Below are 20,719 nucleotides of genomic sequence, written 5' to 3' on the forward strand. Positions count from 1 at the left end.
ATATTAGTAATACCAAGATAAAAACTTTACCTAAGTACTAACGTCCGTGTTCACCAAGTTCACCGCGTCCCTCAGGGAACAACAATACACTATCATGACCACCAGCAACTTGAAGTAGGTGAAACTCCCCGGTATCCTCCTCTCCACCCTCGGCCTAACCATCTCCACCACGGGCGTTAGGAGGAAAAGGATTTTATCCCTGAAGGGCATATCCTCTACCGGGGGAACGGACATCACTACGTATTGTGGTTGGATAATCTTGGAGTTCATGGTATGATGTCCGTTCTCCCCCACTTAAGTATTACGCCACGATTCTACAGAAGTTCTATAATCTCCAAATATTTTCTCGTAGAATTTTTCTCAGTCCGGACACTCTCTTGAGACTATAAGGTTTCTTTCACAATTTAATTATATTATTTCAGTCCCCGTTGGTGATGTTAAGATTTACGAGGAGTATGATGGGGTTTATTCTACCAATAGTAAGAGGTTGAGGAGGGATGAGCAGGTTAGTTTTAGGTTGGTTGTTCATGGTAGGGATGTTGTTAGGAGTGGTAGGTCTAGGGTTGAGTTCATTGCTAGGGTAGTGCTTTACGGATTTTAACGTGGTGAGATATTCTTCAATAAAGTTCGTATTGAAATGAAAATCGTTCATAGATGAGCGATGACATTTACCTTAAAAGTGAAATTTAATTGGAAGATAATTGGGACAGAACTGAAGGACTTTTAGGTAAAATGGACTTGAAGGGATTTTCAGGAAAGTACTACTAGGGGTACTAATCTTGATTTACCTAAGGATGAGATGTTGAGGTTGTATGATGATGTTAGGAATCCTATTGAGACTTCTTATAGGAATATTAAGAGTTTTCTTGTTTTCACTAGTTCTAGGAAGTGGGTTTTCGTTTGTTTGTGTTCGTTTTGGCTATGTTTGTGTATTCGTTGTTTTTGTTTATCAAGGGAGAGGTGAGTAGAGAGGATTTCAGGTTCTTTCTTATTCTGGTTTTTATGATTGAGGTTATTGATGAATTTTTATCTAGATATATTAAAATTATAGAACCGTTTATTAATAATTTAGATTTATTTTTAAGGGGGTGATTTTGGGTCTACCGCTAAACTGCGAGGTTTTCCGAACCTTTATAAATATATCATTCTCTATCGGCTAGAAGAAAGATTATTAATCTTCTATAACAAACTATTTCTTAATGATAGAAGTCGTATTGCTTACCAAACTGATCCTGCTGGTGGTTGGGGTAGTTTCCTCTGTGTACGGTGTGAGTTACGTGATACTGGGAAGATTTGATATACCCTTCATCCCTAGAAAGGACTCAACCATGATCGGCTCAATGCTTATTGGAATAGCGTTAGCTCTATTTATTGTGTCCATATTTATTCCATGATGAACGTTCTGGTTGGATTCGAAGATGGGCAGGTTTTTTCCCTTGATGATACTGGAGTCATAAGAAGGTCCACAGGAGTTCCCTCCATAATAATTGTAAGGGAATTAACCAAGGAGAAACTTCAGGACTATGCAAGCAGGGGGATGAAAGTGTTCCCCTGCGACTCTGACGAGAAGGAGTGCCTCTCCTTGGTTCTGAACAAGGTTTTCCCTCAATGTAAAACGTGTAAATTCGCGTAATTCTAGCATTTCCTCTTTAGGACCAAGCCAAAGTGGTAGGGCCCTGGAGAGAACTCCCTTTCTACCTCGAAGTCCTTAAAGGTTGAGAGGTAATCCTCTCTGGACATCCTTATGTGTACCGGGGGTCCAAAGGGAGCGTCCTTCCTCCAGTCCACTATTATTACCTTCCCGCAGGGCTTGAGTATCCTCAACACCTCCTCGTAGGTTCTCTCCCTGTCCATGTCATGAAAGGAGCTGGAAAACACCACCACGTCCACCGAGGAGGAAGGAAGGGATGTGCGCTCCGAGGACTCATTCAGGAAAACAGTGGAACTCTTCTTTACCCTGCTCTTAGCCATTTCCAGCGCCTCTTTGCTGAGATCAATGCAGTATAGCTTTAGGGAATGCTCTTCCAGCACTGGACAGTAATAGCCGGGTCCACATCCCATATCAACTACTACTTCATTCCCCTGGAGCAGAAATGGAATGAACTTCTCTGGGTCCTCGAACTTTTTCCTTTCTGGATCTAAAAGCCTCCTGAAATGATGGTCCATAAGAAATTGAAGTTTTTCAATAATTTAAGGATAGTTTAATAGGTCATGATAGCTAGATGGAAAAGTGTGAACTGCCCCACCCTCACGGATGGGGCTTCTTGGTTCATTTACCATGCTCAATTCCCTCTCACCCACGGCGTCGAATGGAACCCATCCTTGACGCCCCATGTGGAAGGGTTAAGGTGGCATCGGTCTCCTTAAGCTTGACTTCGGTTCCATCCCTGGGTGGTAATCCTACGTGATCGCATGATGGGGTTCAGCAGGCCACGATAGATCTACGTATTATCATTTAAAACCTTTCTTTGGGCTATCCATCCCTACCTCACGATGGGATCTTCCGCCTCCTTAACCTCCGAAGAGATAAAGTGTAAAAGGAACTGTGTGAGTTTAGTAATTAACTATTCTTTTCCTTTACTAATTCTATGCTCTTAAGGACTTGATCACTGGTATAATCTAGAACGCGCTCTAGGTCAACTTCAAGGGCCACTGCTACGGCCTGACCAGTCTCCAGTAAGAGGTTAGCCAGAACATCGTTACCTGTTATCACCTGGTTTCCCCTAATCATCTTCATAAGGCCTGGCTTTCCTCCAGACACTTGAATGCTTGCCCTTATGTTCTTGCCCTTAATCACGATGACTCCAGTTTTCAAACTACTGATCAGTTGTCTAATCTTTGTTGCTACCTCCGATATCTCTCCCTCCACTCTGGCTACCTCAGTTAGGGGCAATCCCTGAGGTTCTGATACCGTAACCTGTTCCCTCTCCATATAGAACCTCAGGTATGGAACTATGTGATCCTGAATGAAATGCTCCGCAAGCTGGAAGGGACTCCTCCCCATCAGCTTGTCCAGCGCAGAGTTCTTGTAGTTTACATCTAGGCCTATTCTAATCTTTGATCCAGAGCTGGTATCCTCAACTAGGAATTCGGTCCTCCACTCAAATTTACCGTCATCCGACTTCCCGTTATAAACTATTGCTCCGCCGGACAGACTTGGACCAGTCATATGTCCTAGGACCACATGTAACTTGCTGTCAGGGGTACCAAATATGTAGAGAACTCTGTAATCTCTCTCGGGGGCAGTGAGTTTCCCGGGAGCAACGTATTGACCTGTGTTCTTATCCAGGACTTGAAGAATATTGACATGACCCATGACTCCTGAGAACAGGAAGGGGTCCATTAACCCTGACTTGATCACTGACTTTGGCACTTTTACATCTATTTCATAGGTCTGTAACATACCTATTCTTTTTTTCCATACTAAATTTTCTAGTTATAAATTTTTCCCAGAAATACGTCAAATTAGTCCTAACGTTTAGTTACACTAGGTTTAATGAAGGAGTGAAGACAATGATTCCAAGATTCCGGGGGCAAGACCTTTCACCGTCTTACTAGGTAATCCGTGGTCAGTTTCACCTGAGTGACTATCTCTTCTCTTAAAGAAAAGGAAGGGAAACTGGTATTTCGTTCCAGATAGTGGACTGATAGCGACATGGAGGGATATGTAATCGATGCTGTGCCATACAGGGGTAGACTGAAGATTGTGCTGGACGGCTTCAGGGAGGCGTGGGTTAGGACAACCTACCCAATTTACGTCATGACCGATAAACCTGAGGCAATAATGGAACATCCTTCAGTGGTATCTCACGAGGAGGAGGACTGGAGAACCCTCTCCGGTGAGAGAGTCAAGCTTCACAGATATGAGCTTACGGACCTGGACGCCTGGTCCTACATTTCCAGAAGGGCGACCGTGGTGAACCAACTTCCCACAGTGCTCTCCCTTGTTCTGGATAGGCTGGGGGCCAGACCATTCAGGAAGGTTAAAATAGAGGATGGCAGAATCGTGGAGTCCTGGGATCCTGGCCTCTCCTTTCCTCCAGTGAGATATGCCACAGTGATAACCCACGACTGGTATGGCCCCGCTGAAGAGGGAGGCATGTTTGAGGCTGAGGTAAACGGAGAGGTGAAGAGGGGGTTCCTGAGGGATCTGGACCTTGAGGTTGATGTGGCGGGCTGTTTCGGGAGAGCGTGCGATCATGTGAGAGCGCCGGTCAAGATAAGACTTGAACACAAGAAATCCCCTGTTTCCGTCAAGGGTCTGATCGAGTGGTCCTATACCTGTAAGACTCCCCTGAAGGAACTGGTAAACGCAACCATAGGGAAGGCACTCACCACGAACGAGGCATGGGTAGCATTTGAGAGGAAAGTGGTTGTCCCAAACCTGGTTCCCAGGGTGGAAAAGCTCAGGGACATGGACGAGATGCTCCTGAACGATAAGGGTGGGCTAGTGTTCTTCCCCAGGGTCGGATGTTTCGACGATGCCTGGCAGATTGACTTCTCCTCCATGTACCCTTCCCTCATAGTAAAGTATAACATCTCGGGAGAGACTGTGGACGCATGCGACGACGTGGTCACTGAGATAGGCCACACCATCTGCAACAGGGAGAGGGGAATAGTTCCAGAGGCACTTTCCTGGTTAATAGGGAGAAAGGAAGCCCTGAAGCCCGTGGATCCTGAGAGGGCGGAGGCCGTGAAGTGGATACTTGTTGCATCCTTCGGCTACCTGGGATACAGGAACTCCAAGTTCGGAAAGATTGAGGCGTATGAGCTGGTAACATACTACGCTAGAAAGACGCTGAGGAGGGCAGTAGAGATCGCCCGTGAGATGGGGGTGGAGGTGCTTCACGGTATAGTGGACTCCTTGGTGGTGAGGGGAGATGCCCCACAACTGGTGAAGAGATTGGAGGAGGAGACGGGATTGCGCCTCCGTTCAACCAAGTTGAAGTGGATAGTTCTTGGAAGGAGGAGGGATGGGTTGCCCTATCCCATGAGGTACTTTGGGATGACTGAGGAGGGAATGAAATACAAGGGAGTTATCAGGAGAAACATGCCCAACCTGGTGAAGGAGTTCCTGGAGAGCTCCATGGAAATTCTCTCCAGGGCAGAGAGCTGTGATGACCTGAGTAAGCTCAGGTCCAATCTGGTTGAGAACCTCATGGAATACGAGAGGAGGGTTATGCATGGTGAACCCAGGGACTTCGTTATGTGGATTAGGGGAGAACCTTACGTCAGGGGAGTCAGGGGGTTCTACAACGCCAGAGATGGCTTCATGGGTAGGGATTCCGAGTACTACCTTGAGTACCTCAGGAGAACGGCGAGGGAGGTCCTGGGTATTGGATGAGAGGCCGATCACTGGATTTCAGGAGCTTGACAGGATAACCCAGGACGATGAGTTTGTGGAGTTCTACTCCAGTGACTGGGAACTCCTGCGACTGTTCTACCACAGGGTTATCGCCATCTCCTCACCCATCCTTGTGGTCATTGTCTCGGAGAGGGGAGGGCTTGATCCAGTTCTGGTGAGGAGATTTCAGCGCATATTTAACGTGAGCGGAGATGTGAAGCTGAGGAGGGCTTTCAAGGCTGAAGACGTGGAACCCACAATAAGGGCCATGGAGGACAGGGAACTGGTGGTGGTGGACCCGTATCATCACAAGAACAGAAGAGAATACACCAGAATAGTTGGAGCCCTGAGGGAAAGGAGGAGCAGACGTTTTCTGTTCAGCTACATGGACAGGGAGAGGGAGGGATCAGTCTTCGGGCTTCACACAGCCCACAGCGTAATCAGGCTGGAGAGAAGCAGAACCGGTTTCAGGGCTATAGTGTTGAAGAGCGTCACCGTGGATAACGTGGAGATACCCTACGGCCTCTGGGACATTTACGGAAGAGGAGAGGAAGGGTTAATGAAATGGCTCCTGTGAGTTGTCTGGAACTAGGTATTTCCCCTGACCCAGCCTTCTAGGAAGGGGTACATCTCCCTGAAGAAGGTATATCTCACCGTCACTGGCCCTGAAAGCTAGGGTTCTCCCCCTTAACCAGAGGTTCGCGGTGAGGGCACATACCACCGCATCAGCTTCGTCCTTGTTACCCGAGATCGCCCTCCAGTCCCACCCCAGTAGCTTGAGGGATGAGGTTGGGTGGGTCTCTATGGCCTTCAATCTCCTGGATAGCCTGATCCCCCTTTCCGTAAGACTTGAAATGAAGGAGGGTGGGAAAACCCTTAACCCCCGGGATAGGAAGAGCCTGTCCACTTCCCTGAACCCCTTGGCCGTGGTAAGGGGAGCATCCACCGCTACCACGCTTGCCCCCTCACACATGTCCACTATCTCATCATCGCTATCAATAAAGGTCACAGTGATCATGTCCCCATCCATCACAGCCACTGCCGACTTCCGTTTAACCGCAAGGTCCACCCCGCATTCCAATATCTCATTCCTCCTCTTCTCTTACCATTTCTAGGCTCTCGGCCAGCAGGAAACCCAGAATTATCCATCCTAGGAAGAAGTAAACCACGTATTTCTCCAGCTGAACTAGTGAGATGAAAAGGACCCAGGCGGAGAACGCTAGGGATATGGCGGAGAACGCTATCTCGTGAAGGTGCTTCAAGGGTTTTCTCCTTCCCATCCTCGCAAGGGAAACGCCTGCAGCCATGTGAATGTAAAGGTTGCTCATGCCCGACACCCCGCCAATCAGACCCAGTGCCACCAGGGGGCTGAAATTCAGCGATAAGAAGGAAAGCGAGATCAGCATGAGGACGGAGACCAGTACCTCTGCTACCTTGGGCTGACCCCTGTACTCACTGGCCAGATACCTGATTAGATGACCATTTTTGGACATGTTATAGATCGTTCTAGAGCCAGCCAGCAGGTATGCTATACCTCCCAGCACAGCGTCGCTCAGGGCTACGGCCGAGATGGCAACGCCTCCCGCTAGCCCAAACTTTGAGGTGAGAAACTGCACCAGATTACCAGTGAAACCCAGGTCCGCCAGGGCATAAAAGAAGAAAGAGGCCATTCCACCTCCCACGAGAGGGACAAGGAGGGATATCCTGCTCACCGTCTTGGAGGCGTTCTCTATCTCCTCAGGGTAACTGACTATGCTGGAGTAACCTGAGGGAATTCCTATACCAAACAGGATGGCTTCGGGCAAATTCATTGGAAGGGATTTGGGAACAGGGTTGTAAAACACGAATCCGGACTGATACATGAAGAAGACTGAGAGGCCTAGGATGGCAACTATTTCCAGTATTCCCACGACCATAGCATATCTGGCTGAAATTTTCACTCCCGCAATGACCACCGTTGAGGCGAGAATGGAAACCACCAGAGTGAGGTAGAAGGGGTTGAGTCCCGTCAGCAGGTTGAGCACATAGACCCCACCCATCATTAAGGTGCCCCCATAACTTAACGAGTAGAGAATATACATCCACCCCGTGGTTATGCCCAAGTTGCTGGTCAACGTGTGGAGAGCGTAGGTGTAGTACCCCCCACCCTTGTTAAATCTTTTTGAAAGCGAGTACACGACGGAGGCATTGGCCATGACGAGAAGGGTAGTCATTATCATGGCAAAACCTGCGTGAACACCCACGTACGAGATCATCACTGTCCCGAAGGCCATCAGTGAAATGAAAGGTGACTGTCCGCCAAAGGATAAAAAGAAGACTTCAGTGGGTGAGATCTTTGGTTTACTGCCCATCGTAACTATTACTGAAATGAAGTATAAATGAGGCACTCTTAACAAAATCTTGAAACGTGTAGTTGAACTGACACCTTAGTTAAATGTTAATTTACCAGTGTTCTCTAGGTTAACCATGCCACTCGTCGGAGTAATCATGGGGAGTAAAAACGATTGGGAAGTGATGAAGGAGGCAGTTGATGTCCTGAAATCCTTCGGGGTGAATTACGAAGCTAGAGTTGTATCCGCGCACAGGACGCCAGAGTTTATGATGAAGTACGCCAAGGAAGCACACGAGAGGGGGATCGAGGTAATTATTGCGGGGGCTGGAGGTGCTGCCCATTTACCTGGCATGGTGGCCTCCCTGACCCATCTGCCCGTTATAGGTGTACCAGTCCCCTCCAAGAACCTCAATGGCCTTGATTCGCTTCTCTCCATAGTACAAATGCCCTATGGCGTACCCGTCGCCACAGTAGCAATTGGAGGGGCTAAGAACGCGGGCCTATTGGCCGTGAGAATACTGTCAGTGAAGTACCCGGAGCTTGGAGAGAAAATGAGAAAGTTCATGGAGGAGATGAGAAATGACGTACTCTCCACGGAACTCGTTTAAGTTCTGCATCCTGGGAGGGGGACAACTGGGCTGGATGATGGTCCTTGAGGGGCTCAAGTTCCCTCTCTCCTTCTACGTTTATGGTGACAGGGAAGATCCGGCTTGCAAGATCGCCAACTGCTTCAAGGAAGAGTACAGGAAGGTCATTGAGGAATGCGACGTCGTGACCTATGAGTTCGAACACGTGGATGATCAACCCCTTGAACTGGCCAGGGACCTCAACAAGCTAGTGCCAGGAATAAATGCGGTGGAACTGAAGAGGGCCAGACACCTGGAAAAGGAGTTCTTGAGAAGGGAGAGCCTTCCGGTGCCCAGATTTGTCACGGTCAGGGGAGGTGATGAAGCCCTCAGGGTCCTCAGGGATGAGTTTAACGGAACCGGTGTTATAAAGAGGTCCAAGGGCGGTTATGACGGAAAGGGACAATTCTTCATCAGGGGTGACGCCGAGAAGTACTCCTTCCTGAGGGAGGAGAACGACTACTTCGTGGTGGAGGAGCTGGTGAACTTCGATTACGAAGCCTCAATAATAGCCGTGAGGAGGGGAAACGAGTTCAGAGCCTATCCCCCAACGTTCAACTACAATGAAAAGGGGATTTTGGTCTACAATTACGGTCCATTTGGAAACGAGGAGATGGTTAAGATAGCTGAGGAACTCACAAGAAAGCTGAACTATACCGGGGTGATGGGGATTGAGTTTTTCGTTAAGGATGGAAAGGTACTCATTAACGAGTTCGCTCCCAGGGTGCATAACACGGGCCATTACACGCTTGACGGGGCAGAGGTGTCCCAGTTTGAACAGCACGTGAGAGCCCTGGCTGGACTGGAACTGGGAAGCACCAGCGTGTTGACTTTCTCAGGAATGGTAAATATCCTAGGCATAGCCAATCCTCCCATGGAAATCCTGAGGATTGGAACAGTCTACTGGTATGGAAAGAGTGAGGCAAGAAAGAGGAGAAAGATGGGACATGTTAACGTGTTGGGAGGAGATCTGGCAGAAGTTAAGGAAAAGATTGAAAATGTCATGAACATATTATATCCCAATGGGCCTGATCTATGAAGTTTAATTTCAAAATCTGGATAGAGGACGACGAGGGGAAACCCGTGATGGGAAAGGGCGGAGTAGCCTTGGTTAAGGCAATAGTTGACTCGGGCTCGATATCCAAGGCCTCAGAGGAGATGAAGGTATCATACAAGTTCGCCTGGCAATACATCAGGAGGATCAATGGAGAGATTGGAGGAATACAGATGAGAAAGGGAGGAAAGAATGCTGGTGGAACGAATATCGACCCAAAGGTGATAAAGACCATAAGAGTTTACGAACAGGCGCAGGAGGAAGTTAGAAGGGTTCTCGAAAAGTATTCTAAAATGCTTGAGGAGGAAATTAACGAAGGGAATGACTGAACGGTTAACTTCACCTTCCTCCTCTCTCCTCAAGAGCCCTTATGGCCCCATTCACGAACTCCAGGAGCACTTTCTGTGGTTCCTTTGCCTTCATTATTGCGCTGGCGGCTCCAACTCCGTCAGAACCCAACTTCATTGCCACATACACATCCTCTCCCGAAGTGATGCCTGCACCGGCCACGAGATAAACTCCTTCCACCTTTCTTATCTCATCCACGGCACTGGTTATAACCTCAGGTCTAGCCTTGGATACTGATATTCCTGAGCCTATCAACTCTGGTGGTTCCACCAAAACTGCAGTGGGTTTCAGAAGGGCCATGGGTGCAACCAGCTCGTATCTGTCCACACATACCACCGACTCCAGACCAAGCTTTCTCATTCTCTTCAAGGCATCATCCATCTCGTCCATCCTCACCCTCTTCTCGCTGTGATTTAGCAGGCTTCCCCTGGCCCCGGCGTCCTTTATCAACTCTGGGGTTATTGCACCCGTGTGTGCGCCCTCTGGAACTCCGTCCACATGCTGGGCATACACGGGTATACTCACCATCTCCGCAACTCTGGTGATCATAGTTGCTGGAACGGCAACTATTATCTCAGTTGATGTCTCTAGAGCCACCTTCTCCACAATCTTGGCCATCTCCAGCCCTCTTTTGCCATAGGAAGTCTCATAGACCTTGTAGTTCACAAGGATAATTGGAACCTTCATGGATAGAGAAGATCGAGTTTTAAATTAAGTTTTGTTGTCTAAACTCCCCAAAGTCTAGATTTTCAACATTAACTTACTTTACCCTGGACGTTACAGGGTCATATGAACCTTTCATGTTTAAAGAATTTAAGTAAGGATTTCACATTGTTAATATGGAAGTTTTTCCCGAATCATTAAGGGGGAGACTCTCTTCTTTTATGTCAAACAAATTATATCAGCTACATAATACTAATCTTGTTACCTTTTTATCTGATATAGTGGAATTATGTGAACCAGATAGTGTGTACCTGGTGGAGGGGACAAGGGAAGATCTTGAATACGTGAAAAGAAAGGCATTGGAAAACGGAGAGGAGATTCCTCTACTCAACCGGAACCACACAGTTCATTTCGACCATCCCCTCGATCAGGCTAGGGCCAGGGAGGATACCTTCATCTTGAGTGGAAAAATTCCCTTCGTGAACACTAGACCCAGGGAGGAGGGATTGAAGGAAGTCCTGGGGATCCTGAAGGGCTCCATGAAGAACAGGGAAATGCTCGTGGGGTTTTACTCCCTGGGGCCAGTTAACTCAAAGCACAGAATCCTTGCAGTTCAGGTTACCGACTCAACCTACGTGATACACAGCGAGATGATGCTGTACAGGAGCGCCTTCTGGGAATTTTCGGGGAACGTTGATTTCCTGAGGTTTGTTCACTCAAGGGGAACTCAGGACATCAAGAGGAGGAGAATAGCCATAGATCTGGGCGGAACAGTATACAGCGTTAACACCACGTATGCCGGGAACAGTGTGGGTCTCAAGAAGCTCGCGTTAAGGTTAACGTTGAACATGGCCGTAAATGGGGGATGGCTCTCCGAACATATGGCTATCATAGGAATTGACGGTGAGAGAACGCATTACGTCACTGCATCCTTCCCTTCAGGTTCAGGGAAAACTAGCACGTCCATGTTGGGAAAGTTGATAAGCGATGATCTTGCCTTCATCAGAAACGTAGATGGAAAGGCGAGGGCCTGGAACCCCGAGGCGGGAGTTTTCGGCATTATTCACGGAATAAATCCCAAAGACGATCCAATAATCTGGGAAGTTCTTCACAAGGATGATGAAGTGATATTTTCCAACGTATTATTGAAACCTGACGGTACAGTTTACTGGGATGGAAGCGGGGAGCCGGAACCCGAAAAGGGAGTAAACTTTACGGGAGAGTGGTGGAAAGGGAAAAGGGACGGCGAAGGAAAGCCCGTTCCCGCGAGCCATCCCAACGCAAGGTTCACGGTGAGGCTCACGTCCTTCAGAAACCTTGATCCAAGGTATGAGGACCCTGAAGGAGTTGAGGTGGAGGCTATGATATTCGGGGTTAAGGACTACAATACCCTAGTTCCCATTGCAGAGGCATTCGATTGGGCCCACGGGGTTGTGACCATGGGGGCCTCCATGGAATCCGCCAGGACGAGCGCTGTCCTCGGGAAGTCGGATGAGATGGAGTTCAATCCCATGGCCCTACTTGACTTCATCTCGGTGTCACTTGGGATGTACCTCCGTAATTACCTAGATTTCGGGAGGAGATTGAGTAAATCCCCAAGAATATACAGCGCCAACTATTTCCTGAAGGGCGAGAAGGGATTCCTGAACAGCAAAGAGGACAAGAGGGTGTGGTTAAGATGGATAGCCGAGAGACTAGAGGGTAAGGCAGGATCAATCCTTACTCCCATCGGTTACATTCCCAAATATGATGACCTGAGCAGACTGTTCTATCATGTCCTTGGAAAGGACTATTCAAGGGAGAGTTATGAAGCTCAGTTCACTATCAGGTTGAAGGCTTACAAGGAGAAATTCAAGAGGATAAAGGATATCTATATGAGCGTTGATGATACCCCTGCAGAGGTTATAGAAATCCTAGATAAACAACTGTTAGAAATTGATAAGTACGTGAGAGAATTTGGGGATAGAGTCACACCATCTCAGCTGGAGTCAAGCTGAAGAGCCTATTTTTCTATGTCAAGTATTTGTTTGTGCAGTAAGTGAATTATCCCCTCCACTCCAATTAATGCCAGACCCAAACCCACCAGGGGGAATAGCCCTGCAGTGAGAATGAGTGGAACAATCTCCAGCACCGTAATTCTTCCAACGTTTGTCATAAGCTCGTCTACCCCAATTATACTGGTTAAGTATTCGTCCCCTGCTCCCTTCCTCAGTGCCCTGAACCACATTATCTCCAGGTTGGCATCGGCAAAGGTCAGCGCAAACATCGAATAAAGGAGGGCCCACGGCGTGTGGAGGAGAAGTGGTGGGAAAAGGGAAACCTTCAGAACAAGGTTAATCAGATCCATCAGGGAAGAGCTCTTCAGCTTGGTTACCACATAGGATCCGAAAAATATGCCCACATAGAAGGCAGCCTGGGCGAGGCTGTAGAAGATTTGTGTTCCGCCCTCCAGTGAAACCAGAAGGGGAGTGTAGTTGATAAGAAAGGATATTGCTGCCTGATCCACAGCAAGACCCAGAATTGCACCTCTAGCCTCTGGCCTGGTTATAAATATCTTGAATCCAGTGAGGAGATTAACTTCCTTTTTCCCCTGGTTTATCCTCAGGTTGCGGACAAGAGGTAGGGAAATGGCCAGAGCTGTTGCCGATATGAAAAGAACGTAAGGTCCCAGATAGTTGAGCAGGAATGGCCACGCCAATGTACCGGCTAGGGTCGAGGGCTCCTTGAATGACCTATTAATAAAGATGGCTCGGGACATCAATTCCTTAGGAACCATGGTCACAATTGATGCTGAACCGGTTTGGGTAGACATCTCAGAGTTAAACGCCCTTGCATAAACCACTGCCAGTCCCGCCAAGTACATGTGGTAACCCATGAGAAGTGCAAGCACCACCAGAAAGGCAGGTGAGATTGCCTTGGTCACGAAAAGTACCTTGCCCCTGTCATATCTATCCCCCAGATATCCCGCAATGGGGGATACAACAATCCTGGATATAACCCTGGAGGAGGCAACCAGGGAGAAAAGGAGAAGATTGTGCAGGTTAACATAGAATAGCCACATCACCGTCATTTCGCTTAGTGGAAATACCCCGGATGTAATCGCGTTATTCACTATGAATCTTCTAAAATCAGGGTAATCTAGAGGTGAGGGCATCATTACTAGAGAGCGTAAACAATTTTAAGCCTTTTTCCGCGAGATTTCTTAAGTTACAGTTTATCACTACGTTTTGGAACCTGTCTCCAAGGCCTTGTAGGCCTCCTCCAGTCCCCTGTAGTTTACCTCTAGATGTTTACCCAGTATTTGCTCTGCCAGACCTCCCAGATCAACATTAACCCTGTAGTCCCTGTTAAGTATCTGGTTCAGGTGTTCCTCAAGGTGAGATGGAGGAACCAGGCCACCATGGGCAAGTCCCACCGCTCTAGGGTAGAGAGAGATTTGTAGCTTTATGCTTTCAATGTAACTCTTTAGATCCAGCGGTGGAGGCGTTGTGGGAATGGGAACTCCGTTATATCTCCCTCCAGCAGAGTCTCCGGAATAGAGGATACCATCTACTAATACCGAGATGTGATGCCTCGCATGGCCAGGGGTATAAATGATCTTCATCTTCCTCTCCCCTAGATCGATCTCCTCTCCTCCCTTGACCTCCAAGAAATTGGCCTCCGTTGGGGCAACTTCACCGTAAATATCTGCCACCTCACCAAGCACTAGCTTCGCGTCCTTGTTGATCTTGGTAGGATCCCTCAGGTACTTGGAATATCCCTGATAAACTATCACCTTTGACTTATACCTCTGTACAATCTCTGAAAGTGCACCAACGTGATCTATGTGAAGGTGAGTAATTACCACGTAATCCAGCCTGTCAAGAAAGCTGGCATCCATAACGGAATTTGCCACGCCTGCATCTATCATGACGTTGATTTTATCACAAACGACAAAGGAGTAAACAGCTTCAGGGAATTCTCCCGGACCTGAAGGTATAGCATGTATGCCGGAACACATGGAAAAACAATGGAAAGAAAGGGTAAAAAAAGAATCTATTAGGGTGGGGCCTCCCTTGTTTCCTCCAGGATATCCTGGATTGCCTGAGTCCTGAATCCGCTCTTCACTGCACCGTAATGAGCTGCTAGAGTAACGATAGCTGCAACCACTGTGTCCTCAGGGAACGGTATTACAGGGTTCAGACCGAAACCGCCAAAATAGGAGATTACAAGTACAACGAAAATGTATGCAAGCAACCAGTAACTTGCCGTGATCTCTCTCTTCACCTCTTCACCTTTACCAAAAGCATGCAGTATAGATATGTCAAATATTACTAGACCAGCCATAATTAGAATGTAAATGAGGAATGCTAAGTTGTTTGCTGCACTTAATGATAATGTAGCTCCGTATAATTCGAATGCCAGAACTAGTGTCACCACGATATTTACTATACCTACTACAGTTGAGAAGCCCTTGTTTATTCCCATGACTTTGTAGGCATAATATCCGAAGAATAATGCAAGGCCAAGAAATATACCCGTCACCACATAAAATAGGGTGGCAAAGCCGGACCAGTACACTATTAATCCTGCAGCGAGAGTAGCGATTGGGGCAATTACTTTTGCTAACGGCAACTTATATGGTCTATTTAGCTCTGGAGCTGTATTTCTCAAAGTCTCCAGTCCTATTCCGCCCATTATATATGTAAAGACGGTAGCCGAACTAATGAAAGTTACCAGTGACTGCCATGAAGGGAACGGTAGCATAAATATTGCTGCAATAATGGTAGCTGCAATGAGCGAATAAATTGGGATTCTTGTTTTCCCGACCTTGAGGAATATTCCAGGCAAGTAGCCGTTGGTTGCAAATCCATACATAGTTCTGGTACTGGTACCTACGTATATCCAGCCAGTTCCGCTTGGCGACACTACAGCGTCTAAAAGAAGTATGTATCCCCATCCTCCAAATATTAGGGACAAGAAACCTAGCGGTGCTGCTAGCTTGAATATCTGATAAAATGGCCCAGATGGAAGACTAGTTTGCTGCAACTCCGTCCAGTTTCCAGGAGTCACTGGTATTGTACTATTTCCGCTGGTGACTGTTAACGCGTTCCAGTCTATTCCTCCTATGAATGCGACCTGAAGTAAGGTATACAAAATGATAGCTATAATTAATGAGCCCATAACAGCGAAGGGAATATCCTTTCTAGGGTTCCTTCCCTCTCCTCCGTATTCCACTGCCTGTCTGAAACCTAGATAGGAAAATATAACACCGGTAGTTGGAATTGCATAAAGAACCGCTGACATCCCATATATTCCTGAAGATCCAGCCGCTACGTTAGAGGGTGACGGGAAAAAGCCTCCACCTAGGGTGAAATTGGCCGGATGAAAGTAGAAGATCAGGAGGATAACCACAGTGATTGCAGGTATCAGTAACTTCCACCAGCCCGCACCATGGGTAACTTTTCCGAGGATATTAACTCCAACATAATTCAGGAAAAAGAAGAAGAGAAGGAACAGGTAAGCAGTAAGGATCCCCAAGGGCGTCAATACACCTTTTGCTGTAAGTGCTGGGACCAGGCTAGATAGATAGGTTACTGTTCCCGTTGCCTCAGTTGCTGGAACGGAGGCAGCAGACAAGAAATACGTCCATGTTATGATGTACCCTGCCACTCCACCATGGGAGTAGTGAGGATACCTGACTATACCTCCAGACTTAGGGATGGCTGAACCTAGCTCCGAGTATGCCAACCCCACAAACAGAATCAATACTCCCGCTATTATCCAAGATAAAATAGCTGATCCTCCAGCATCCTCAGCAGTGTACAGGATCCCGAACAGCCATCCAGAGCCTATGATACCTCCTAAAGATAGGTAGAGCAGTTCAAATTTGCCTAGGGACCTTCTAAGTTGCTTATCAGACTCTAACCCCAAATCCCCTGCCTTTTGAGACTTTTCGCCTGACATATCAAACACTAGACCGAAATTAATTATTAAAAATCTTTCTGCTATCTATCACTCTACTTTATCCTTTTTTTAAGGTGGTAAGGAATTACCATAAGTGTTTTTCATTTTAGTATGCTAAAATCATTGTTATATTGTAACTATTGAGAGCTATATGGTTAGAAATAGCTGAATATAATGTCAAATATACCCAATTAACTTACCGTTTTACTCCAGTGATCTAATAAATCCGTTTCGGAGATAGATCTTTTTCGCGTCAATTCAATAGAATTTGAATAATTATCTCGACTATGCTTGCCCCTACTCCTTCCAGGCTCAAGGTTGAGGGTAATCCTTTTTAATAGTGTATAAGCATGTTTATGCGATATATTATGGTTGAGGAACAGACCCTGAAGACTGGGTCACAGGAACTGGAGGAGAAGGCAGACTACAACATGAGATATTATGCTCACCTGATGAAGTTAAGCAAGGAAAAACCTGCGGAGTTCTGGGGATCCCTGGCACAGGACCTCCTGGACTGGTATGAACCCTGGAAGGAGACCATGAGACAAGAAGACCCCATGACAAGATGGTTCATTGGAGGTAAGATCAATGCCTCCTACAATGCAGTGGACAGGCACCTAAATGGTCCAAGGAAGTTCAAGGCTGCGGTCATATGGGAGAGCGAGCTGGGAGAGAGGAAAATTGTGACCTATCAGGACATGTTCTATGAGGTAAACAGATGGGCCAACGCACTCAGGTCATTGGGAGTAGCTAGGGGAGACAGGGTAACCATATACATGCCCCTGACTCCCGAGGGTATAGCTGCCATGTTAGCCTCAGCTAGGCTGGGCGCAATTCACAGTGTTATATTTGCAGGGTTCGGTTCCCAGGCCATAGCTGATAGAGTTGAGGACGCTAAGGCTAAGGTGGTTATCACAGCCGATGCCTACCCCAGAAGGGGAAAGATCGTGGAACTCAAGAAGACGGTTGACGAGGCCCTGAACTCCCTTGGTGAACGAAACCCGGTCCAGCACGTGTTGGTGTACAGAAGGATGAAAACTGAGGTTAACATGAAGGAGGGCAGAGACGTTTTCTTCGATGAGGTAGGGAAGTACAAGTACGTGGAACCTGAAAGGATGGATTCCAACGACCCCCTCTTCATCCTCTATACCTCGGGCACTACGGGGAAACCAAAGGGTATCATGCACTCCACTGGTGGTTACCTAACTGGAACGGCAGTCATGCTACTGTGGAGCTACGGCCTGAGTCAGGAGAATGACGTTCTCTTCAACACCTCAGACATAGGCTGGATAGTGGGTCATTCCTATATCACGTACTCTCCCCTGGTCATGGGAAGAACTGTGGTGATCTATGAAAGCGCGCCCGATTATCCATATCCTGACAAATGGGCTGAGATTATTGAGAGATACAGGGCGACCACCTTCGGTACCTCCGCCACGGCTCTCCGATATTTCATGAAGTACGGAGATCAGTACGTGAAAAATCATGACCTCTCATCGGTCAGAATAATTGTGACCAACGGTGAGGTTCTCAACTACTCTCCCTGGAAGTGGGGACTGGAGGTGTTGGGTGGAGGGAAGGTTTTCATGTCGCATCAGTGGTGGCAAACAGAGACTGGAGCACCCAACCTGGGCTACCTTCCCGGAATAATTTACATGCCCATGAAGTCTGGGCCAGCCTCAGGTTTCCCCCTGCCGGGTAACTTCGTGGATGTTCTGGACGAGAATGGCAATCCAGCTGCTCCCCGGGCCAGGGGATACCTTGTAATGAGACCGCCATTCCCGCCAAACATGATGATGGGAATGTGGAACGACAACGGAGAGAGGTTGAAGAAGACCTATTTCAGCAAGTTCTGTTCCCTGTACTACCCTGGAGACTTCGCCATGGTGGATGAGGACGGATATATCTGGGTGCTGGGAAGGGCAGATGAGACGCTGAAGATTGCAGCCCACAGGATTGGAGCGGGGGAGGTGGAGTCTGCAATAACGTCTCACCCCTCGGTTGCAGAGGCAGCAGTCATAGGTGTACCTGATCCCGTGAAGGGCGAGGAGGTTCACGCATTCGTGGTTCTAAAGCAAGGTTATGCGCCATCCCCAGAGCTGGCCAGGGATATACAGTCACACGTGAGGAAGGTAATGGGGCCCATTGTGAGTCCGCAAATACATTTCGTGGATAAGTTGCCCAAGACCAGGTCCGGAAAGGTAATGAGAAGAGTGATAAAGGCAGTGATGATGGGGTCAAGTGCGGGTGACCTTACCACCATAGAGGATGAGGCTTCCATGGATGAAATAAAGAAGGCAGTGGAGGAGTTAAAGAAGGAGCTGAAGACGGGTTAATCAATAGATATTTTCAATTTTTGATATACTTACCTCGGTATATTTATACCTGGGAGTTTTTGTTTCTGGATCTAGCTCATCGCAGACAACGTTGTTGATACTTCGCACATGCATATACGCAAACACGGTGCCCTCTAACACGTCAGGGGAAATCCTGGCGTTTAGAATTGCCATACCGCACCTGGAGGTTACCTTTACAATATCATTATCCCTTATGCCAAGGCGTTGAGCGTCCTTAAGATTGAGATAAATCACGGATGCAAGCTGACTAAATCCAGGCGTTCTGCTTATCATCTCGTCGGTGTTATACCTGGTCACTGCCCTACCCGTAATTAGTATGAGGCCACTCTTGGGCTCCGGTTGTTCCTCAAACTTTAACTTGGCCTTTCCGTTAGTGGTGTAAAATCTCGTTCTGTAAAGGACGGTATCGTTCTCAGGATATCTGGAGGGAGTGGAGTAGTCCATTACCTGATCTAGCGTGAGGTTGGAGTAGGTCTTTGCAACCGTTTTCATTTCCTCAAATACCTCCTTCGGGTCTCTTGAAAAACCCTTTAATCCCAGCCTATCCGCTAGGAGAGAGAGGATCTCTAGCTCCTCTTTCACCTCCCCTGGAGGAGACACGGCCTTAAACCTCCACTTCACGATTCTGTCCAGGCTGGTTACAGATCCCTCCTTCTCAGTCCACATTGCTGAAGGTAAAACGTAATGGGCCAATTTGGCCGTTTCCGTCATGAATGGATCCATCACCACCAGAAGCTCCAGAGACTTCAGGAAGTTCTCAACCTTTCTCCTGTTGGGGAAACTTACTGCAGGATTGAAATTCATTAGCACTATAGCCTTCATATCTGAACCGAGAAGGGCCTCAGTTACAGTCTTCCCTTCCCTCATGGGAGGTAGAAATCCCCATATTTTCTCAAGTTCCTTGGCAGTTTCCAGCTCCATGGGGCCATTGGGAAACACGTTAGGTTTAATCAGGTCCCCAGATCCCTGTACGTTAGTTTGACCCCTATACACCAGAAGGCCAGCCCCATCAATTCCCACGTTGCCCGTGAGTAGGGCCAGATTAATCAGACTGCGTACTGCCTTGGGTCCACCGGTCTGAGTTAGTCCAAGTCCCCAGGAGAAAATCACCGGCTTTTGTGAAATTAACCTGGCAAACTCTACGATAATGTGTTGTTCAATCCCAGTAATTCTCTCAGCTTCTTGGATTGTGTAGGATTTAATGAGCCTGGAGAACTCTTCAAAGCCGTCGACCCTGTCCTCAACGAATTTCCTGTCGTAAAGATTGTTGGAGATCAGGAAATTTGCCACAGCGTTAAACAGGTAAATGTCGGTACCTGGCCTGATCTTGAGATGGAGATCTGCCATCTTGGCAGTTCCAGTAGTTCTGGGATCTATCACCGCAATTTTCCCGTTATTCTTCTTCAATAAGGAGAGGTATTGAACCAAGACGGGATGGCTCTCAGTTAAAGATTCTCCCGCTATCACCAGGGCCTTACTCCTGGGAATCTCGGTAACTGAGGTGGAAGTGGCACCAAGTCCCACCATTTCCTTCAGGGCTGTAGCAGAAGGATCATGACAGACTCGTGCGCAGGAATCCACATTATTGGTTCCCAGCGCTCTCGCCAACTTCATCATGGCGTAGCCTTCTTCAAGGGTGTTTTGGCAACCCCCATAGAACCCTATGGCCTCTGGTCCATACCTTTTCCTTATCTCGAGGAGTTTGGTAGCAATCTCTTGAAGGGCGTTATCCCATGAAGTCCTGACCATCACGTCCTTTTCCCTCTTGAGAGGATAGAGAAGTCTATCCCAGCTGTTTCCAGGCTCGTGGGCAGTACTCCCCTTACCGCAGATATGACCTCTGCTCACAACATGATCCTGGTCCGGGTATAGCCTCATGATCAGGTTGTTGTCAACCTCAAGTACGAGACCACATCCGACTCCGCAGTACGGACAAATACTCTTAGTTTCAAGCATTAACCTACGTAGGATTGTATTTAATTAAACCGAAACTTAATAGGAGTCTTTAAAACGGGTAAACGGAGTTAACTCCCATATTACTTTTTAGTT

19 protein-coding genes and 1 pseudogene are annotated in these 20,719 nt (G+C 47.6%); 10 read left to right on the forward strand and 10 right to left on the reverse strand.

Annotation, left to right across the window (positions count from 1 at the left end; genetic code table 11):
* Positions 1–30: 30 nt before the first annotated feature.
* Positions 31–270: a hypothetical protein gene (locus QVC96_RS11620; RefSeq protein ID WP_287689348.1), complete on the reverse strand. Its 240-nt coding sequence runs from the start codon at positions 268–270 to the stop codon at positions 31–33.
* Between the two features lie 496 nt (positions 271–766).
* Between QVC96_RS11620 and QVC96_RS11625 the strand changes: the two are divergent.
* From QVC96_RS11625 to QVC96_RS11635, 3 genes and pseudogenes are all read left to right on the forward strand, one after another.
* Positions 767–1,092: pseudogene (locus tag QVC96_RS11625) on the forward strand (ISH3 family transposase); the annotation flags it as partial.
* A gap of 107 nt (positions 1,093–1,199) precedes the next feature.
* The gene (locus tag QVC96_RS11630; RefSeq protein ID WP_287689349.1) at positions 1,200–1,394 is read left to right on the forward strand and encodes a hypothetical protein; all 195 of its coding nucleotides are present in this window, start codon (positions 1,200–1,202) and stop codon (positions 1,392–1,394) included.
* Positions 1,394–1,633 (forward strand): hypothetical protein, encoded by a 240-nt coding sequence (locus tag QVC96_RS11635; RefSeq protein ID WP_287689350.1) that lies wholly within the window; start codon positions 1,394–1,396, stop codon positions 1,631–1,633. Before QVC96_RS11630 ends, QVC96_RS11635 begins: the two co-directional genes overlap by 1 nt.
* A 2-nt stretch (positions 1,634–1,635) precedes the next feature.
* Here the strand turns inward: QVC96_RS11635 and QVC96_RS11640 are convergent, their stop codons facing one another.
* The gene (locus QVC96_RS11640) at positions 1,636–2,166 is read right to left on the reverse strand and encodes a class I SAM-dependent methyltransferase (RefSeq protein WP_287689351.1); all 531 of its coding nucleotides are present in this window, start codon (positions 2,164–2,166) and stop codon (positions 1,636–1,638) included.
* 394 nt (positions 2,167–2,560) lie between these two features.
* Entirely contained in the window at positions 2,561–3,373 is an 813-nt protein-coding gene (locus QVC96_RS11645) for a hypothetical protein (protein ID WP_287689352.1), read from the reverse strand.
* A gap of 282 nt (positions 3,374–3,655) precedes the next feature.
* Between QVC96_RS11645 and QVC96_RS11650 the strand changes: the two genes are divergently transcribed.
* Complete coding sequence (locus QVC96_RS11650) at positions 3,656–5,344, forward strand: DNA polymerase domain-containing protein (RefSeq protein WP_238025277.1); 1,689 nt, start codon at positions 3,656–3,658, stop codon at positions 5,342–5,344.
* Positions 5,337–5,921 carry a hypothetical protein gene (locus tag QVC96_RS11655; RefSeq protein ID WP_287689353.1) on the forward strand — a complete coding sequence of 195 codons (585 nt, stop codon included), beginning with the start codon at positions 5,337–5,339 and terminating at the stop codon, positions 5,919–5,921. Before QVC96_RS11650 ends, QVC96_RS11655 begins: the two co-directional genes overlap by 8 nt.
* Here the strand turns inward: QVC96_RS11655 and QVC96_RS11660 are convergent.
* Positions 5,901–6,425 (reverse strand): DUF429 domain-containing protein, encoded by a 525-nt coding sequence (locus QVC96_RS11660; RefSeq protein WP_287689354.1) that lies wholly within the window; start codon positions 6,423–6,425, stop codon positions 5,901–5,903. The two genes, QVC96_RS11655 and QVC96_RS11660, sit on opposite strands and share 21 nt — an antisense overlap.
* 4 nt (positions 6,426–6,429) lie before the next feature.
* Positions 6,430–7,695 carry an APC family permease gene (locus QVC96_RS11665; RefSeq protein WP_287689355.1) on the reverse strand — a complete coding sequence of 422 codons (1,266 nt, stop codon included), beginning with the start codon at positions 7,693–7,695 and terminating at the stop codon, positions 6,430–6,432.
* A 115-nt stretch (positions 7,696–7,810) separates the two neighbouring features.
* On the opposite strand from QVC96_RS11665, the gene purE reads away from it, so the two are divergent.
* Genes purE through QVC96_RS11680 form a run of 3 tightly spaced genes read left to right on the forward strand, consistent with a single transcriptional unit; the run spans position 7,811 to position 9,685 of the window.
* Positions 7,811–8,284 (forward strand): 5-(carboxyamino)imidazole ribonucleotide mutase, encoded by a 474-nt coding sequence (gene purE / locus QVC96_RS11670; protein ID WP_287689356.1) that lies wholly within the window; start codon positions 7,811–7,813, stop codon positions 8,282–8,284.
* Positions 8,256–9,341 (forward strand): 5-(carboxyamino)imidazole ribonucleotide synthase, encoded by a 1,086-nt coding sequence (locus tag QVC96_RS11675; protein ID WP_287689357.1) that lies wholly within the window; start codon positions 8,256–8,258, stop codon positions 9,339–9,341. Before purE ends, QVC96_RS11675 begins: the two co-directional genes overlap by 29 nt.
* Positions 9,338–9,685 (forward strand): winged helix-turn-helix domain-containing protein, encoded by a 348-nt coding sequence (locus QVC96_RS11680; RefSeq protein ID WP_238025265.1) that lies wholly within the window; start codon positions 9,338–9,340, stop codon positions 9,683–9,685. The genes QVC96_RS11675 and QVC96_RS11680 overlap by 4 nt, the downstream gene beginning before the upstream one ends.
* Positions 9,686–9,695: 10 nt before the next feature.
* Here the strand turns inward: QVC96_RS11680 and tpiA are convergent, their stop codons facing one another.
* Positions 9,696–10,391: a triose-phosphate isomerase gene (gene tpiA / locus QVC96_RS11685; RefSeq protein ID WP_287689358.1), complete on the reverse strand. Its 696-nt coding sequence runs from the start codon at positions 10,389–10,391 to the stop codon at positions 9,696–9,698.
* 152 nt (positions 10,392–10,543) lie between these two features.
* Between tpiA and QVC96_RS11690 the strand changes: the two genes are divergently transcribed.
* Positions 10,544–12,364: a phosphoenolpyruvate carboxykinase (GTP) gene (locus QVC96_RS11690; RefSeq protein ID WP_287689359.1), complete on the forward strand. Its 1,821-nt coding sequence runs from the start codon at positions 10,544–10,546 to the stop codon at positions 12,362–12,364.
* A 5-nt stretch (positions 12,365–12,369) separates the two neighbouring features.
* Here the strand turns inward: QVC96_RS11690 and QVC96_RS11695 are convergent, their stop codons facing one another.
* From QVC96_RS11695 to QVC96_RS11705, 3 genes are all read right to left on the reverse strand, one after another.
* Positions 12,370–13,521: an MFS transporter gene (locus QVC96_RS11695; RefSeq protein ID WP_287689360.1), complete on the reverse strand. Its 1,152-nt coding sequence runs from the start codon at positions 13,519–13,521 to the stop codon at positions 12,370–12,372.
* A 66-nt stretch (positions 13,522–13,587) separates the two neighbouring features.
* Complete coding sequence (locus tag QVC96_RS11700; protein ID WP_287689361.1) at positions 13,588–14,367, reverse strand: MBL fold metallo-hydrolase; 780 nt, start codon at positions 14,365–14,367, stop codon at positions 13,588–13,590.
* A 38-nt stretch (positions 14,368–14,405) separates the two neighbouring features.
* Positions 14,406–16,313: an APC family permease gene (locus QVC96_RS11705; RefSeq protein WP_287689362.1), complete on the reverse strand. Its 1,908-nt coding sequence runs from the start codon at positions 16,311–16,313 to the stop codon at positions 14,406–14,408.
* A gap of 368 nt (positions 16,314–16,681) precedes the next feature.
* Here QVC96_RS11705 and acs point away from each other — a divergent pair, with 368 nt between their 5' ends.
* Positions 16,682–18,649 carry an acetate--CoA ligase gene (gene acs / locus QVC96_RS11710; protein ID WP_287690492.1) on the forward strand — a complete coding sequence of 656 codons (1,968 nt, stop codon included), beginning with the start codon at positions 16,682–16,684 and terminating at the stop codon, positions 18,647–18,649.
* Here the strand turns inward: acs and fdhF are convergent, their stop codons facing one another.
* Positions 18,650–20,626, reverse strand: a complete 1,977-nt coding sequence (fdhF, locus tag QVC96_RS11715) for a formate dehydrogenase subunit alpha (protein ID WP_287689363.1) — start codon at positions 20,624–20,626, stop codon at positions 18,650–18,652.
* Positions 20,627–20,719: the final 93 nt, after the last annotated feature.

Origin of the sequence: Metallosphaera javensis (ex Sakai et al. 2022), assembly GCA_021654415.1 — an archaeon.
GTDB classification, from domain to species: Archaea; Thermoproteota; Thermoprotei_A; order Sulfolobales; family Sulfolobaceae; genus Metallosphaera; species Metallosphaera javensis.